Below are 16,396 nucleotides of genomic sequence, written 5' to 3'. Positions count from 1 at the left end.
TGGTGGCTACCAGTCTCGAAGTGCGCGGCGTGTCCTTGCGGTTCGGCGGCGTTCGCGCGCTGACCGACGTCAGCTTCGCCATCAACGAGGGCGAACTGTTCTCGATCATCGGCCCCAATGGGGCCGGCAAGACCTCGATCGTGAACTGTATTTCCGGCCGCTACAAGCCGACCGAAGGCCAGCTGTTCTACCAAGGCCGCGACATCACGGGGCTGACGCCGAATGCGCGCCCCAAGCTCGGCATCGGCCGCACCTTCCAGAACCTGGCGCTGTTCCACCACATGAGCGTGCTCGACAACATCATGGTCGGCCGCCATCACCTCCTGAAGAATAACTTCCTCACCGGCTCGCTATACTGGCTCACCGGCGCGCGCAAGGAAGAGCTTGAACACCGCCGCAAGGTCGAGGAGATCATCGACTTCCTTGACCTGCAGTCGGTGCGCAAGGCGACCGCCGGCACCCTCCCCTACGGCCTGCGCAAGCGCGTCGAGCTCGCCCGCGCCATGGCGCTGGAGCCGCGCCTCATCCTCCTCGACGAGCCGATGGCCGGCATGAACTTCGAAGAAAAGGAGGACATGGCCCGCTACATCGTCGACCTCAACGAGGAGTTCGGCATGACCGTGGTGATGATCGAGCACGACATGGGCGTGGTGATGGATATCTCCCATCGCGTCATGGTGCTGGATTTCGGCCGCAAGATCGCTGAGGGCGATCCGGCCGCCGTGCTCGCCGATCCCCACGTCAAGCGCGCCTATCTTGGCGAGGAGGACGAGGCGCTCGTCGACCCAGACGATGCCCCGCCGGCGCAGGAGAGCGCGGCATGATGGATTACGCAGCCCGCGTCGCCCAGGCCGACACTTATCCGAAGATGCTCCGGCTCAACGCGAAGGAGCACGGCAACGAGATCGCGCTCCGCGAAAAGGATCTCGGCCTCTGGCGCCCGTTCACCTGGAACGATTACGAGACCCGGGTGCGCGATTTCGCTCTTGGCCTCGTCGAGCTGGGGCTTGGTCGCGGTGACGTCATCGGCATCATCGGTGATAACCGGCCGGATTGGGTCGCCGCGGAAGTGGCGACCCATGCGATCGGCGGATTGAGCCTCGGGCTCTATCGCGACGTCCTGAATGAAGAAGCCTCTTATCTGCTCAATTATGGCGAAGCGCAGCTCGTCTTCGCCGAGGACGAGGAGCAGGTCGACAAGCTGCTGGCGCTGGCCGAACGCGTGCCCAAGCTCAGGCACATCATCTACTCCGATCCGCGCGGCATGCGGAAGTATGACGACCCGCGGCTGATGTCGGCGGAGAAGTTCGCCGAGCTCGGCCGCGCTCGCGCGACCCGCGAGCCGGAGCTTTACGATCGCCTGGTCGATGCCACCAAGGGCGAGGACGTCGCCATCCTCTGCACGACGTCAGGCACGACCTCGCATCCAAAGCTCGCGATGCTCGCCGCCGGCCGCGTGCTCGGCCATTGCGCGACCTATCTCGCTTTCGACCCGAAGGGGCCGGACGACGAATATGTCTCGGTGCTGCCGCTGCCCTGGATCATGGAACAGGTCTATGTGCTCGGTAAAGGCCTGCTTTGCCGGATGAAGATCAACTTCGTCGAAGAGCCCGATACGATGATGAACGATCTGCGCGAGATCGCGCCGACATTCGTGCTCTTTGCCCCCAGGGTCTGGGAAGCGATCGCCGCCGATGTCCGCGCCAAGGTCATGGATGCGACGCCCTTCAAGCAGCGCCTGTTCGACATCGGTATGAACAGCGGACTTGCCGCGCTCGAACAGGGCAAGCGCTCCGGCTTCGCCGACGCGGTCCTGTTCCGCGCGCTGCGCGACCGGCTCGGCTTCACCCGCCTGCGCTCGGCGGCCACCGGCGGCGCGGCCCTCGGGCCCGATACCTTCAAGTTCTTCCAGGCGATGGGCGTGCCGCTGCGCACACTCTACGGCCAGACGGAGTTGCTCGGCGCCTACACGCTGCATCCCGAAGGCAAGGTCGACCCCGACACCACGGGCGTGCCTATGGCCGACACCATCGAGATCCGCATCGACAATGCCGACATCCACGGCGTCGGCGAGATCGTGGTGCGACACCCCAACATGTTCCTGGGCTACTACAAGAACCCGGAAGCGAGCGTCGCCGATATCAGGGACGGCTGGATGCTGTCGGGCGATGCCGGCTATTTCAACGCAAACCATCAGCTCGTCGTCATCGACCGCATCAAGGATCTCGCCGAGACCTCGCGCGGCGAGCGCTTCTCGCCGCAATTCATCGAGAACAAGCTGAAATTCTCGCCCTATATCGCCGAGGCCGTGGTGCTCGGCGCCGGACGTGACGCGCTCGCGGCAATGATCTGCATCCGCTATTCCATCATCTCGAAATGGGCGGAGAAGAACCGCCTCTCCTTCACCACCTACAGCGACCTCGCCTCGCGCCCCGAGGTCTACGCTCTGCTCCAGAAGGAGGTCGAGACCGTCAACGCCACGCTGCCGCCGGCGCAACGCATCTCGCGCTTCCTGCTGCTCTACAAGGAGCTGGATGCCGACGACGGCGAGCTCACCCGCACAAGAAAGGTGCGCCGCGGCGTCATCAACGAGAAATACGCTGAAATCATCGACGCGATCTACCGCGGCGATCCCGACATCCCCGTCGACACCGTGATTCGCTTCCAGGACGGCACCACGCAACGCGTGCGCACCACGCTGCGCGTGGTGGATCTGGGCGGGCATGGTCCCTTGGCGGAGGCCGCCGAGTGAATTCACTTCCAGCCCAGCCCGCCGCTATCCTTCGCCTCTCCCCGCTTGCGGCAAGGCTTTGCTACACGCACTGCGTCATTGCGAGCGCAGCGAAGCAATCCGGACTGTCTGCGCGGCAAGATGCTGGATTGCTTCGCTGCGCTCGCAATGACGATGAGAGTGCGGCAGGAGACCATAAATGAACACCGCCTTCCTCATCCAGCTCCTGGTCAACGGTCTCGTGGTCGGCACGCTCTACGGCGTGGTCGCGATGTCGTTCGTGCTGATCTACAAGGCGACGCAGGTCGTCAATTTCGCGCAAGGTGAATTGCTGCTGGTCGGCGCCTGGGTGTGCTGGGCGCTGCTCGCCAAGTACCAGGTGCCGTTCTGGATCGGCATGCCGATCACGCTGGTGTTCATGTTCGTGTTCGGCATCGCGATCCAGGTCCTGATCCTGCGTCCGATGATCGGCGAGCCAATCATCTCGGTGATCATGGTGACGATCGGCCTCTCCACCGTGCTCCAGGCGACGCTGAAATGGATGTTCGGCGTCAATCCGCAGCCGTTCCCGCGCGTGTTCGAGAGCCAGTCCGTCGGACTGTTCGGCCTCCAGATCCAGACCGTCTATGTCATGAGCCTCGTCGTCTCGCTCGCAATGATGATCGGCATGGCCTGGTTCTTCCGCGCCTCGAAGTACGGCCTTGCGATGCGCGCCACGGCGTTCAATCAGCAAGTCGCGCAGTCGCTCGGCATTTCCGTCAAGAGCGTGTTCGCGATGGCCTGGGCGATCTCGGCCACCGTCTCGGCGGTCGCAGGGGTCGTCGTCGCCGTGGTGAACGGCGTGTCCTCGGGCCTTGCCGCCTACGGCATCAAAGTGTTTCCGGCGGCGATCCTCGGCGGGCTCGATTCCGTCGGCGGCGCGGTGCTCGGCGGCATCATCATCGGCCTGCTCGAGAACGTCGCGCAATATGTTGACAGCCAGTACCTGCACTGGGGCAATCTCTACGAGATCGCACCCTTCTATGTCCTCATCATCGTGCTGATGATCAAGCCTTACGGCCTGTTCGGCACCCACGACATCGAGCGGATCTGACCCATGGCCGGCCCTGCCCTCATCCCTGCTGGTGATTTCCGCACCTCCTACGCGGCCGACACCACGATCTTCCCGACCACGACCAGCCGCAACTTCGCGATTCTTGGCGTGCTGCTGCTCTGCCTCGTGCCGCAGGTCCTCGGCGGATACTGGCTCAGCATCCTGATCCAGATCGGCATCTTCTCGATCGCGGCGCTGGGCCTCAACATCCTGGTCGGCTTCACCGGGCAGATCTCGATCGGGCACGCCGCCTTCTTCCTGCTCGGCGCCTTCACCTCGGCCTATCTCTCCAACAACGCGCCGATTCCGGTGTTCTTCGCGATCCCGCTCGCCGGTGTCGTCACCGCGATGGTCGGCTTGATCTTCGGCATCCCCGCGGCCCGATTGAAGGGACTCTACCTCGTCATCGCGACCCTGGCCGCGCAATACATCCTGCTCGACTTCTTCTCCCGCGCGGAATGGTTTTCGGGCGGCTCGGTACCTGCGAGCGCCGAGCCGTTCTCGATTCTGGGCTACACGCTGCGCGGCGACAGGCAGTATTTCTACGTCGTGCTGGCCTATGTGCTGGCGAGCTACATCCTCGTCACCAACCTGATGCGCACGCGCGACGGCCGCGCGCTGGTGGCGATCCGCGACCACTATCTCTCCGCCGAGATCATGGGCATCAACCTCACCAAATACCGCACGCTGTCGTTCGGTCTCGCCGCCTTCTTCGCCGGCATCGCCGGCGCGCTCTACGCGCACTACCAGCTCGTCGTCTCCCAGGAAGGGTTCGGCATCGAGCGCTCGATCCTGTTCCTCGCCATGATCATAATCGGCGGCACCGGCTCGATCATGGGCACGCTGATGGGCACCGCCTTCGTGGTGCTGCTGCCGGAATCCATGGAATTCATCAGCCTGCACTTGAAGGGCGGTGCGATCGACAAGGCGCTGTCGCTCAACAACAACGTCACCTTCCTGCGCGAGATCGCGATCGGGGTGATCATCATCGCATTCCTGATGTTCGAGCCTGACGGGCTCGCGCATCGCTGGCGGCAGATCAAGGCGTACTGGAAACTCTACCCGTTCTCGCATTGAGCACGGGCAACTTCACTTAAACAATAAACAGGAGGAACCGACCCATGAAGTTGATGAAGTCTCTTTTGAGCACCGCATCGCTCGCGCTCGCGATTGCCGCATACTCCGCGGGCGCACAGGCGCAGATCGCGATCGGGCATCTCGCCGATTATTCCGGCGGCACCTCCGACGTCGGCACGCCGTTCGGACAGGCCGTCGCCGACACCTTCGCCTGGGTCAACAAGAACGGCGGCATCGGCGGCAAGCAGGTCAACCTCGACACCAACGACTATGGCTACCAGGTGCCCCGCGCGATCGCGCTCTACAAGAAATGGTCGGCACCGGACGGCAAGGTCGCCGCGATCATGGGCTGGGGCACCGCCGACACCGAAGCGCTGACCGGCTTCCTCGCCCAGGACAAGATCCCCGACATGTCGGGCTCTTATGCCGCGGCGCTGACCGATCCCGAAGGCACCAGCGGCAAGGCCAAGCCCGCGCCCTATAATTTCTTCTACGGCCCGAGCTATTCGGACTCGCTGCGCGCGATGCTGATGTGGGCGGCCGAGGACTGGAAGGCCAAGGGCAAGCCCGGCAAGCCGAAATTCGTGCACATGGGCGCCAACCACCCCTATCCGAACGCGCCGAAGGCCGCCGGCGAAGCGATGGCGCAGGAGCTCGGCTTCGAGGTGCTGCCGCCACTGGTGTTCGCACTCGCCCCGGGCGACTACAGCGCACAGTGCCTGAGCCTGAAATCCTCGGGCGCCAACTACGCCTATCTCGGCAACACCGCGGCCTCCAACATCTCGGTGATGAAGGCCTGCAAGACTGCGGGCGTCGAGATCCAGTTCCTCGGCAATGTCTGGGGCATGGACGAGAACGCCGCCAAGACGGCCGGCGACGCCGCCGATGGCGTGATCTTCCCGCTGCGCACCGCCGTAAGCTGGAACGGCGATGCGCCCGGCATGAAGACGCTGATGGAGATTTCCAAGATGTCGGACCCCACCGGCAAGGTCTATCGGCCGGTGCACTACGTCGCGGCGGTCTGCTCGGCACTCTACATGAAGGAGGCAGTCGACTGGGCCGCCAAGAACGGCGGCGCCACCGGCGAGAACGTCGCCAAGGGCTTTTATCAGAAGAAGGATTGGGTGCCGGCAGGGATGGAAGGCGTCTGCAATCCCTCGACCTGGACCGACAAGGACCATCGCGGCACGCTCAAGGTCGATCTCTATCGCACCAAGATATCAGGCGCGACCGACGCCGATCTCAACGACCTCATGGCCAAGGGCACGATCAAGCTCGAAAAGGTCAAGACGGTCGAGCTGCCGCGCAAGCCGGAATTGCTGGGGTGGTGAGCCTCGCCGTCTCCACACCCACGACTGTCATCCCCCGCGAAAGCGGGGGATCCAGTACGCCGCGGCTCCTCGAGGAACCTCAGGCGTCTCTGGAATACTGGGTCACCCGCCTTCGCGGGTGACGACACCGAGAAAGCAACTGACCATGAGTGAAACGGCTCACATCGAGCGCCCCTCGCCCAGCATCGTCCCCGCACCGCCCCTCCTCGCCGTGCGCAACATCGAGGTCGTCTATGACGACGTCATCCTGGTGCTGCGCGGCCTCAGCCTCGACGTGCCCAAGGGCGCCATCGTGGCGCTGCTCGGGGCCAACGGCGCCGGCAAGTCGACGACGCTGAAAGCGATATCGGGTCTGCTCAAGACCGAGGATGGCGAGGTCACGCGCGGCCAGATCCTGTTCGAGGGCGAGCCCATCGCCGGCATCGATCCCGACAAGATCGTCCGCCGCGGCATTTTCCAGGTGATGGAGGGCCGGCGCATCGTCGCCGACATGACGTCGCTGGAAAACCTCAGGCTTGGCGCCTTCACCCGCAGGGACCGCGAGGTCGACGCCGATCTCGACATGGTCTTCAATTATTTCCCGCGCCTGAAAGAGCGCACGGGCCTTGCCGGCTATCTCTCCGGCGGCGAGCAGCAGATGCTGGCCATCGGCCGCGCGCTTATGGCACGCCCGAAGATGATCCTGATGGACGAGCCGTCGATGGGCCTGTCGCCGCTGCTGGTGAAGGAGGTGTTCTCCATCATCCAGAAGATCAACCGCGACCTCGGCGTCACCATCCTGCTGGTCGAGCAGAACGCGCGCGCCGCGCTGTCGGTGGCGAGCCACGGCTATATCATGGAGCAGGGCAAGGTCGTGCTCGACGGCACCGCCGAGGAATTGCGCGACAACGAGGACGTCAAGGAATTCTATCTTGGCGGCGCCGGCGACCAGCGCAAGAGCTTCAAGAATCTCAAGAGCTTCAAGCGGCGCAAGCGCTGGCTGTGACAAAGCGTTTTCGAGCGAAGTGGGAACCGGTTCGCGTGAAGAAAAGGCGTCAACACGAAAGAGTCTCAACCGAGCACCTGCTCTGCTTCCATGATCGCACAGAGAACATGATAGAACGAGGACGCAGGAATGGTGTCGATCAGCGATTTGCCGTCGCCGTCGAACTGGTCGTACCAGCCGCCGCGCACGGGATGGCTGAGATAATGTCGTTCGAGCCGCACCAGCGCCGCGCGCGCTTCCTCCGCCGCGCCCGCCTCGCCGGACTCGGCCTGCGCGATCCACGCTTTCGCAATCTCGGTTTGCGGCCACAGCCGGCGCGTCGCGCGACGGATGTTGCCGGCATCGTCACCCTCATCGACGAGACAGCCGGTGGCCGCATCGCGATAGCGCAGCGCGGTCGCGAGCAACTCGGCGCGCCGTTGGCCGGTCGGACAGCCCGTGATGCGCTCAAACCCTTTCAGCAGCCAGACCCACTCCGCCTGGTGGCCGGCCTCGACGCTGACCGGCTCGATCTTCGACCAATCCTCCTCGAAATATTCCCCGAGCACGCACCTGCGCTTGTCGTAGAGATTGGCAAGGAAGAGCGCGAAGAATTCGCCGGCTCTGTTCTGGAACGACAGATCGTGAGTGGCGTCGAAACACGCGATCATCGCCTCGAACAGATGCATGTGCGGGTTCTGCCGGCGCGGCAGCGAGACCGGCAGGCCTTCGTGCACGCCGCCGTGCGGCGAGCGCAGATGGCCGTCGAGGAAAGCAAGCAGCGCGTCGATCTCGGCGCGGACCTGCGCGTCCTGGTCGAGCGAATAGACAGTCGCCAGCGCAAACAGGATGAAGGCGTGATCATAGGCATCTCGCCGCGCATCCAGCACCGCGCCATCAGGCGTCAGCCGGTGCACATAGCCGGGCTTGCCGTCGGGCGCCTTCGCTTTTGCCAAGAGGTGTTCGAGTCCCTTCAGCGCGATGGCGCGGCCTTGCGGATACCACCCCATCTGCGCCGCCTTGGCGTAGCAATAGATTTGCCGCGCCTGCACGAACACGCGACGCGGCGCGGCCGCGTCGGCTGTGCCGTCGCGGTGCAGGCGGTCGATGAAACCGCCGGTCTGATGATCCCAGCCAACGGTCGACCACAGCGGGATCGCATCCTCGATCATGCGGCGCTTCAGGCGCGCGACGACCTCAGCCGTCTCCTCCACCGGAATAATGCTCTCGTCCGCCATCGCGTTCTCTCCACGCCCAACCAATGGCCGTCTGATACCCATGCGAGCGGCGGCGTGCAACGGATGCCAACCCGGAAAGATCTGCCATGACCGCCCATTACGACGCCCTCGAGACGCGCGAGCATGCGGCGCGCGAGGCCGATTTGTTCACCCGCCTGCTGGACGTGCTGCGCAGCGCCATGGCCGCACCGGCCTATGCCGAGCGTTTCAAGGGCATCGATCCCGCCACCGTGACCTCCAGGACGGCGCTGGCGCGCCTGCCGGTGCTGCGCAAATCGGAACTGCCGGGCCTGCACAAGGCCTCCCAGCCCTTCGGCGGCTTCGTGGCGGCGGCCCCGGGATCGTTCGCGCGTCTGTTCACCTCCCCGGGCCCGATCTTCGAGCCGGAGGGACGGCAGGCCGACCCCTGGCGCGGTGCCCGAGCGCTGTTCGCCGCCGGGTTCCGCCCCGAGGACATCGTGCTCAACACATTCAGCTACCACCTCACCCCTGGCGGCTTTATCTTCGATTCCTCCGCACGCGCGCTTGGTTGCGCCGTGATCCCGGCCGGTCCCGGCAATACCGAGCAGCAATTCGAGCTGATCGAGGCCTACAGGCCCATTGGCTACAGCGGCACGCCTGATTTCCTGAAGATCCTGCTCGATGCAGCAGCGACAGCTGGCCGCGACGTCTCCTCGATCAAGCGCGCACTGGTCTCGGGCGCAGCATTCCCGCCCTCGCTCCAGGCAGAGATCAAGGCGCGCGGCATCGACGCCTACCAAGCGTTCGGCACGGCCGATCTCGGCCTCATCGCATTTGAGACCGAGGCGCGCGACGGCATGGTCGTCAACGAGGATCTGATCATGGAGATCGTCAAACCGGGCACCGGCGACCCGGTGGCGCCGGGCGATGTCGGCGAGATCGTGGTGACATCACTTGATCCGCATCATCCCTGGATTCGGCTGGCGCTCGGCGACCTCACCGCTTCCCTATCAGGTACGAGCCCGTGCGGGCGCACCAATATGCGGATCAAGGGCTGGATGGGCCGCGCCGACCAGACCACCAAGGTCAAAGGCATGTTCGTCCGCCCCGAGCAGATCGCCGAGATCGGCAGGCGCCATCCCGTGCTTGGAAAGCTGCGCCTTGTCGTCACCCGCCAGGGCGAGACCGACGCGATGACGCTGAAGGCTGAGGCGGGTGCATCAGACGATGCGCTGCGTGAAGAGGTCGCCAGCAGCCTGCGCGCCGTGACCAAGCTCGGCGGCGCAGTCGAGCTGGTCAGCCCAGGGGCGCTGCCGAACGACGGCAAGGTGATTGCGGACGAGCGCTGAGGCTCTCGAAAACCGCGCCGCCAGCTGATGATACTCCCAGCCGGCCGCGATTGAACATCAGGGCGCGGCTGCCTTCTCGATCGTGATGACGACCTAAATCACGGCGCTGTTTACCTCATGGAGGCGCCCAAGCGCGGGCGATGGACAGAGCGCGCTGCCAATCTTGCCCGCCTGTCAGCGCAGTAATTCCTGCAACCGTGGTCCCGTCAGGAATTTCGCCGCCGCCTCTCGCCGAACCCCTATGATCTGCCTGATCGGCGCCGGAAAAACAAGGCGAAAGCGCGGATCGGGCATCAGTGCGAGCGTGATCTGTGACGCACCCGCTTCCAAGTCCGCCGTTATCGCCAACCCATCATCTCCCAGTAGACGCGGCTCAACAACCGCGGAGCCGAGTTGGATGTGCTGAACGCGCTTGGTTATCGACCTACCAGCAAGAACGACGAGATATTTTCCCGCCTGCGGCGCGACAACCGGAAGCGAGAGGACGGGGTCGGCGTAGGACGCTGCGCCAAAAGAAAGCCGATCGGGATCCGGCTTGGCCAAGCTTTGCCAAAGCATGCCGCCGTCTGCGTCATAGATCGGCCTCATGCCCAGAGCCGCGGCTCGTTCAGCGAGGTAGCTATCTTGCCGACCACGAAAGAATGCAAGCAAATTTATGTTGTAGAGTGAAAGTACGTCGAACCCGGCATTAGCAAAGATCAGGTTCGGCCCGATTTCCCTTGGCGTTTCGTCGCACAGCCGCAACGACGTGTGCGCGTCGAGATGTTGATAGGCAGGGAAAAGGCTGCAGAACACGGCAACTCGATCCGCATAGAGATCCCTCCACATGATGTATCGCGGATCGGGAATAAAGCTTGGAAATCGTGAAACAGCGAGGAGCAAGCCGTTTCTGTAGGCTTGCTGCGGATACTCGTATTCCGGTGGCAAGAGCAGACGGCTCCCTGTCGGCAATTCCGCTGTTTGAGTCCGAACACGGTCCAGCAGCGCCGAAGCTCCCTCTGGCAACGGAATTGCGCGACCAAGATATGTGAAGGCTCCTACCGATTTGCCAACCAGATCTGGCAATGTGCCCGCCGTCGCCCACAGATTGCGGAGCACGCCCAGCATGAGAAGGGGCAATAGCGCAACAATTGCGATCCTGCGGCTGGCTGACGGCTGAATGATCAGGATGAAACCAGAGACGACCGCCAATGGGAGAATGGCGTTGGTTAGAAAACGGTATTCATGGCTCTGAAACCCAAAGATCTTGCCGTAACCCATCCCGATCGAGACGATCAACATTACGGCAATCCAGATTAAGGCATCGGAACGCTTGAGCCGTGACGCGTTCAGGAAAACGAGCACGGCACAAAGGATGTAACCGAGATGGAACAGAACGAATTCAGTTTTGGGCAAAGGCGAATCGTAGGACTGGAATGCACCGCCCTGCAATCCGAGCTGCCAGACCTGAAGCAGATAGGGAGACGCAACGGCCAGGGCTGCAAAACCATAAACGGCGGCAAAGCTCAGACTTCTCAAATCAGTCAGCGAGATGATAAAGCAAAAGAACCAATAAACCGCGAAGTTAACCATCGATACGCCGGTTCTCTGGCTCACAAGAGCGATACCAGTTGTAAGCACCAGCATTGCCGCAATTCTCAAGAGGGCATTGATCGGTCGCCCCTCTCTGATACGGGCTGCGATCGTAGCGGACGCGACGTAGACACTTGCCGTCGTCGCGACCTGCAGAAAGGTCAGCGTGTGGGCGAGACAGCAGACGCCAAGCAACGCTCCTGCGAACAAAGTCAGCAACACTCCGCCTTGTCGTCTGGCGCAATAGAGCGCTGCGAGCGATGGAAGAAACATGCCCCAACCGAAATCTTGCGAAGAGGCAATGCCGATCGCTTGCGCTGGCGGTATCAACGTTTCGGTGGGCGCGTGCAGCCCCGAGAACGGTTCAAGCAAAGCATAGAGATAGTGAACGAACGGGGTTTCGGCCGACGCAAGGGCAAGAACGGCTGACAGCAACGCAACTCCCCGGTCGCCTACAACTGCGCGGACGGAGAAGTAGGTGCCAAGAAACATGAATGCGATCAGAAACGGAACGTAAATCAGGGCCTGAGTTGAATAGGTTGGAAGGCCAGTCGCCCACGCAACCGCATTTATCAGCCAGTCGGATAGAAAGTTATAGTAGGTCGGGAACTCGCCGGAGTAGGCGTCCGTCACGAGGGCGACGCCATGAAAACGACCATACAGAGAGAGCGAAACCGACTCGATCTGGCCCACGGTGTCTACTTGTCCGTGCCACAGATCCACGAACTGACGGCTAGCGAAAACGCCGATGAGGCTGATCAGGCAAAGTAAGACCAGAGCGGGATGACGATTGTCACGGTTGGCTTGCATGCCCATTATTCGCCTGTCTGTAATTCTCTAGTATACAAAGGATTTTGCTCTTCCACGTCCACGACCTCGACGTACGAGGAATCCTATTGGAAGAAGCCGGATTTGTGTGCCAGCGCGGGTCAGCGTGCCCCTACATCCGCGTTGTTCGATTGCCCGTTGCCTGTTGGGAGCACCGGATGTTCTTTGCTTTCCCGGTGCCCTTCGCGAACGACGCCATTGGCCCGTTCAGCCAGGATCGGACCGATCCATTCCCGATGGCTTCGACAGCCGATAGGGCCCGAGATACAGCACGTCCAGACCGGAGCAAAAATAGGTATGCAGAGCTTCCAACGGTGCATTCACCGTCGGCTGCTCGTTGATGTTGAGGCTCGTGTTGATCAGCACGGGCAGCGATGTTGCTTTCGCGAACTCGCCGATCAGGCGGCTGTAGAGCGAATTGCTATCGGCGTGGACGCTCTGGATGCGTGCGGTGTTGTCGACGTGAACGACTGCGGGCATGGTCTCGGCGACCTTCTCGTTGACCGGGAAGGTCACGACCATGAAGGGCGCGTCGAAGGCGTCGTCGAAATAGTCGGCCTGGCGCTCGTACAGTACCGACGGGCAAAATGGGCGGAACTCCTCGCGATATTTGATCGTGAGGTTGATGCGGTCCTTCATGCTGGCCTGGCGCGGATCGGCGAGGATCGAGCGATTGCCGAGGGCGCGCGGGCCGTATTCCATGCGTCCCTGGAACCAACCCACCGTCTTTTGCTCCGCCAGATCGGTGACGCAGCGCGCCACGGGATCGTCGAGCAATTCGAAGCGGGCGCCGATCTTGTCTAGCGTCTCCCGGATCGTATCGTTGGAATATTCCGGGCCCCAATAGGCGTGGGTCAGCGGCGCGATGGCGTGGCCGGCCTCGGCGCATTTCATCATCGCGGCGCCCAGAGCCACGCCCGCATCGTGCGGCACCGGCGGTACGTAGAGACGCTTTACGGACGGCTCCGCCGCAATCTCCATGTTCATCTTGCAGTTCAGCCCGACGCCGCCTGCGATGCAGACGTCACCGCAACCTGTCTCGGCGATCGCTGACCTGATCACCTCGGTGGTGACAATCTCAAGCTGCTTCTGGCCGCTGGCCGCGATGTTTGTCATGCGTTGGTCGAGCGGCGCGCCGCGCAGGCGCCGCGGCCCGAGGATCTTCTCCATCTTCTCGGTGAAGATGCGCTCCTGCCGCGTCGAGAAATCGCTGGTGAAAATGTCCGCATCGCGCCGGCGCTTGTCGAGCTCCGGATCGAGCTCGTAATTGATGCCATTCGGGCGCAGCAGCTTGGCGAACTTGTCGAGATATTCGGGGCTGCCGTAGGAGGACAGACCCATGACCTTGTACTCGTCATTGGTCATCTGATAGCCGAGATACTGGGTCAGCATCCCGTAATAAAGACCGAGACTGTTGTGGCGGCCGAACCGCGTCAGCACGCGAAAGTCGTTGCCGCGCGCATGTGCGACGAGGCCGGAGCTGGAGTCGCCGGAGAAATCGAAGCACGCAACCGTCGCCTCCGGGAAGCCGGATCCATAGAACGAGCTCGCGGCATGACAGATGTGATGGTCGTAGAGCTCGATCCTGGGACTATGGCCAAACTGATATTTGAAGTACTCGGTCAGGCGCTGCGTGTAGTTTGTGTAGGTCTTCAGCGGCGAGCAGATCCAGTCGACGTCGCGCATGGTAATACCGGCCTGCTTGAGGCAGAAGCCGATCGCGCCGCGCGGTAGCTCGCCCCGCGCGTGCTTGGCCAGCGTGAAGCGCTCCTCCTCGGCGGCCGCGATCAACTCACCATCGCGCAGCAGGACGGCGGCGCCGTCATGATGGCCGTGCTTGATGCCGGAGCTGATCCCAATTACGTACATTCGTGCATACCTCCGTCTGGCCTTCTATAGAAACTGAGGGCAATGTAAATCGCGGATCACTGTCGCAGCGCCACGTCCGCCCGCAATCGGCACCCACGACAACCGCCATACCGTCAGCTGCCGCAATCGCCCAGATCTGCATAGCTACGGCACGGCTGGCGGGCAACCGCTTGCTTCTAGCGAGGTCAGAGTCCGCCGAAAAGGGGCGGAATCATCCCATAGCATGGGAAAAATTTCGAGATCGGCTTCTCGCTACCATCGACACGACGACGCCCCGAGCTATGAACCTGCGGTGTCGTCGATGCCAAAATAACCAGCGTCACTCACGCGGACAGTCGATCTTGCGCGCGACGGTCGGGGCCCCCAGGACGATTACCGTTGTCAGTTTCGATTTGGCAGCCCTCAAGCAGAGCTGGATGTCCGTCGTTGGGGCAGAGCTAGCATCAGGTGCATAAACGGGAGGAGAATAAAGGCCGCATTTGAGAGCAGATGGAGTGAGACCCTTTAGCAGCGGCACGCCGATTATCGCGGAAACAAAAAAGGGATCGCCGCGGCAATCCTCATAAGTGCTCCAGTAGGCCGAATTGTCGGGAGGTACGAATACGGCGGCATGGCGATCCTGCGCCAGCCCTACGGACAATAATGTCTGCTTCGCCTGCGCTCCGGATGTCCGCTTTACGTCGTCCGCCAGCGCTGCGCGCGCGGGATGGCCAGGAGCCAGGAGTTCAAGAAGGCCTTGCCATGTCTTTATGTCCGTGCCGACACCTTCTCCGTTCAACGTCCGCACTCGCGTTCGGAGGTCTTCGAACTGGAGCGCAACCTTCTTGAGGCTACTCCTCTTTTCGCCGGTAGCCAGCGCCACGAGAACGATAGCCGGAATGACAATGCCAGGCGTCAGAAGGCGAAGCCCGCGTTCACCAAAAATGACCGGGCCGTAGGCGCTTACAAATACGATGCAACCCCATGTCCCTACATTTACGAAATAGTAGGCGGTATCGTAGATGTCGAGCAGCAGGGCCGGCAGAAGACAACCGACCATGATGATGACAAACGTCTCCGCGATTTTCCTATCGCGCGCAGAGCCCGATAACCATACCTTCGCTGCAGCACATAGTAGCACGAGATGTGCCGCGATGTTCGGCCATGCGCCGCGCGGATAATCCACGACGAAACGAATGGGGCTAAACCCGCGAGAATATGAGCCTGCATCCGGCGAAAAGATCGCGGCGAGCGGCGCGACGAGCAGGAGAATTGGCAGAGCCAGCTTGATCAGGGCCCGAAGTGTCAAGCCCTGCTGCCGCCAGAGCAAAAAACCGGTACCACCCCAAAATATAACACCTACGGAAACCTTTGAGAGCTGGATCAGGATTCCGGTGATGACGAGTCCCGAGATCTGTAAGCTGGGACGCAACCGAAACTCGTCCGCGGCAATTTCTGCCAACAACGGCAACGCGAGCAAAAGCAGGATGATCGACACAAAGTAAGACTCTGAGACGAGATAGGACGTCCATCCCCAAAGGTCGGCGGCGAACAGGAGCAAAAGTGGAACCAACGTGATGAGCGCGCCATCGTCCGATCCGGTTTTCCGTGGCCGCAGCAGGTGGACCGCCAACGCCAGACTGAAAAGCAACATCGGAATAGCAACGATCTGAGCGCCGATATAATAGACGTCGAGCGTGGGGACACGAAGCCATATGCCGAGACAGCCCAGCCATATGTGTGAGAGCACATGGTATTTGATCGGAGTTAGCCCATCGAGCCCGAAGCTCAGAGCGCCATACTTGAGCAGCATGTTGGCGATCGCAGCGTGGAAGAGCGTGTCGAGATGCTGGGTACCGACCACGGCCTGCTCCGGCGTAAGAACAGTCGCATAGCCCTTTGAATTCACCACGAAAAAATAACCAACGCCGGCGACACAGCCGCATGTCAGCGCCAGCATGAATCGACTGCCCGGCATATCGCGGGCGGCTATGACCTGTCGCGCTCCGAATGCCACCAGTCCTAACAGCAAGGGGTAGGCGACGATGTCGGTCGCTGCTCCGATCAACCAGGCCAGACATGGCAGGAAAATCACCGCGAGCGTGGACAGGAGCACCGGAGCATAGCCACTGCGCCGCTGTTCGACGCATCTGATGGTCAGGACGGTTGCGCAGGATATGATCGCGGCAGCCAGCAGGAACGCCTTGACGAAGACGGACCAATGAGGGCCGCCCAACGGCATGCGCACGACGGCGCACATGACCGCCGAAACCGCCGACATGCTCCACCCGAAAACAGCCGAGAAGTAAATGGGACTCGAGGTCAGCGTGATGTGCGACTCGTCTCCACCAAGCTTCGAAGCCGACGCCTCGATCAACCGTTGAGTGATCAGCACGTTCGCGAG

The 16,396-nt window shown here is 62.1% G+C and carries 11 protein-coding genes; 7 read left to right on the top strand and 4 right to left on the bottom strand.

From position 1 onward, the window contains the following. Positions 1-2: 2 nt before the first annotated feature. The 6 genes from ACNJX9_RS14840 to ACNJX9_RS14815 all read left to right on the top strand — a co-directional run bounded on the left by ACNJX9_RS14840 (position 3) and on the right by ACNJX9_RS14815 (position 7,217). Positions 3-824 carry an ABC transporter ATP-binding protein gene (locus ACNJX9_RS14840; protein WP_057749283.1) on the top strand — a complete coding sequence of 274 codons (822 nt, stop codon included), beginning with the start codon at positions 3-5 and terminating at the stop codon, positions 822-824. Then, positions 821-2,752, top strand: a complete 1,932-nt coding sequence (locus ACNJX9_RS14835; protein WP_439409382.1) for a long-chain fatty acid--CoA ligase — start codon at positions 821-823, stop codon at positions 2,750-2,752. The genes ACNJX9_RS14840 and ACNJX9_RS14835 overlap by 4 nt, the downstream gene beginning before the upstream one ends. Positions 2,753-2,930: 178 nt before the next feature. Beyond that, positions 2,931-3,824: a branched-chain amino acid ABC transporter permease gene (locus tag ACNJX9_RS14830; RefSeq protein ID WP_057749289.1), complete on the top strand. Its 894-nt coding sequence runs from the start codon at positions 2,931-2,933 to the stop codon at positions 3,822-3,824. A 3-nt stretch (positions 3,825-3,827) separates the two neighbouring features. Beyond that, the gene (locus ACNJX9_RS14825) at positions 3,828-4,901 is read left to right on the top strand and encodes a branched-chain amino acid ABC transporter permease (protein ID WP_439409381.1); all 1,074 of its coding nucleotides are present in this window, start codon (positions 3,828-3,830) and stop codon (positions 4,899-4,901) included. Positions 4,902-4,945: 44 nt separating this feature from the next. Continuing rightward, positions 4,946-6,232 carry an ABC transporter substrate-binding protein gene (locus ACNJX9_RS14820; RefSeq protein WP_439409380.1) on the top strand — a complete coding sequence of 429 codons (1,287 nt, stop codon included), beginning with the start codon at positions 4,946-4,948 and terminating at the stop codon, positions 6,230-6,232. Positions 6,233-6,377: 145 nt separating this feature from the next. Beyond that, complete coding sequence (locus ACNJX9_RS14815) at positions 6,378-7,217, top strand: ABC transporter ATP-binding protein (RefSeq protein WP_057749298.1); 840 nt, start codon at positions 6,378-6,380, stop codon at positions 7,215-7,217. A gap of 65 nt (positions 7,218-7,282) precedes the next feature. On the opposite strand, the gene ACNJX9_RS14810 is transcribed toward ACNJX9_RS14815, so the two are convergent. Next, positions 7,283-8,434 (bottom strand): AGE family epimerase/isomerase, encoded by a 1,152-nt coding sequence (locus ACNJX9_RS14810; protein WP_439409379.1) that lies wholly within the window; start codon positions 8,432-8,434, stop codon positions 7,283-7,285. A gap of 86 nt (positions 8,435-8,520) precedes the next feature. Between ACNJX9_RS14810 and ACNJX9_RS14805 the strand changes: the two genes are divergently transcribed. Then, the gene (locus tag ACNJX9_RS14805) at positions 8,521-9,744 is read left to right on the top strand and encodes a phenylacetate--CoA ligase family protein (protein ID WP_439409378.1); all 1,224 of its coding nucleotides are present in this window, start codon (positions 8,521-8,523) and stop codon (positions 9,742-9,744) included. Positions 9,745-9,918: 174 nt separating this feature from the next. Here the strand turns inward: ACNJX9_RS14805 and ACNJX9_RS14800 are convergent, their stop codons facing one another. The 3 genes from ACNJX9_RS14800 to ACNJX9_RS14790 form a co-directional block, all read right to left on the bottom strand. Then, positions 9,919-12,132, bottom strand: coding sequence for a hypothetical protein (locus ACNJX9_RS14800; RefSeq protein ID WP_439409377.1), 2,214 nt, complete (start codon positions 12,130-12,132; stop codon positions 9,919-9,921). Between the two features lie 219 nt (positions 12,133-12,351). After that, positions 12,352-14,013 (bottom strand): carbamoyltransferase family protein, encoded by a 1,662-nt coding sequence (locus ACNJX9_RS14795; RefSeq protein ID WP_439409376.1) that lies wholly within the window; start codon positions 14,011-14,013, stop codon positions 12,352-12,354. A 319-nt stretch (positions 14,014-14,332) separates the two neighbouring features. Then, entirely contained in the window at positions 14,333-16,387 is a 2,055-nt protein-coding gene (locus ACNJX9_RS14790; RefSeq protein ID WP_439409375.1) for a hypothetical protein, read from the bottom strand. Positions 16,388-16,396 lie beyond the last annotated feature (9 nt).

The organism is Bradyrhizobium sp. BLXBL-03, from assembly GCF_051853015.1.
GTDB lineage: Bacteria > Pseudomonadota > Alphaproteobacteria > Rhizobiales > Xanthobacteraceae > Bradyrhizobium > Bradyrhizobium manausense.
Note: the sequence above shows the minus strand (reverse complement) of the source record. Positions and strands in the feature narration are given on the sequence as shown.

Bases quoted from the DNA above. Each gene is read 5' to 3' on its own strand.
- ACNJX9_RS14835 (WP_439409382.1), top strand. From the start codon at position 821: ATGATGGATTACGCAGCCCGCGTCGCCCAGGCCGACACTTATCCGAAG.
- ACNJX9_RS14830 (WP_057749289.1), top strand. From the start codon at position 2,931: ATGAACACCGCCTTCCTCATCCAGCTCCTGGTCAACGGTCTCGTGGTC.
- ACNJX9_RS14825 (WP_439409381.1), top strand. From the start codon at position 3,828: ATGGCCGGCCCTGCCCTCATCCCTGCTGGTGATTTCCGCACCTCCTAC.
- ACNJX9_RS14820 (WP_439409380.1), top strand. From the start codon at position 4,946: ATGAAGTTGATGAAGTCTCTTTTGAGCACCGCATCGCTCGCGCTCGCG.
- ACNJX9_RS14815 (WP_057749298.1), top strand. From the start codon at position 6,378: ATGAGTGAAACGGCTCACATCGAGCGCCCCTCGCCCAGCATCGTCCCC.
- ACNJX9_RS14810 (WP_439409379.1), bottom strand. From the start codon at position 8,434: ATGGCGGACGAGAGCATTATTCCGGTGGAGGAGACGGCTGAGGTCGTC.
- ACNJX9_RS14805 (WP_439409378.1), top strand. From the start codon at position 8,521: ATGACCGCCCATTACGACGCCCTCGAGACGCGCGAGCATGCGGCGCGC.
- ACNJX9_RS14800 (WP_439409377.1), bottom strand. From the start codon at position 12,132: ATGGGCATGCAAGCCAACCGTGACAATCGTCATCCCGCTCTGGTCTTA.
- ACNJX9_RS14795 (WP_439409376.1), bottom strand. From the start codon at position 14,013: ATGTACGTAATTGGGATCAGCTCCGGCATCAAGCACGGCCATCATGAC.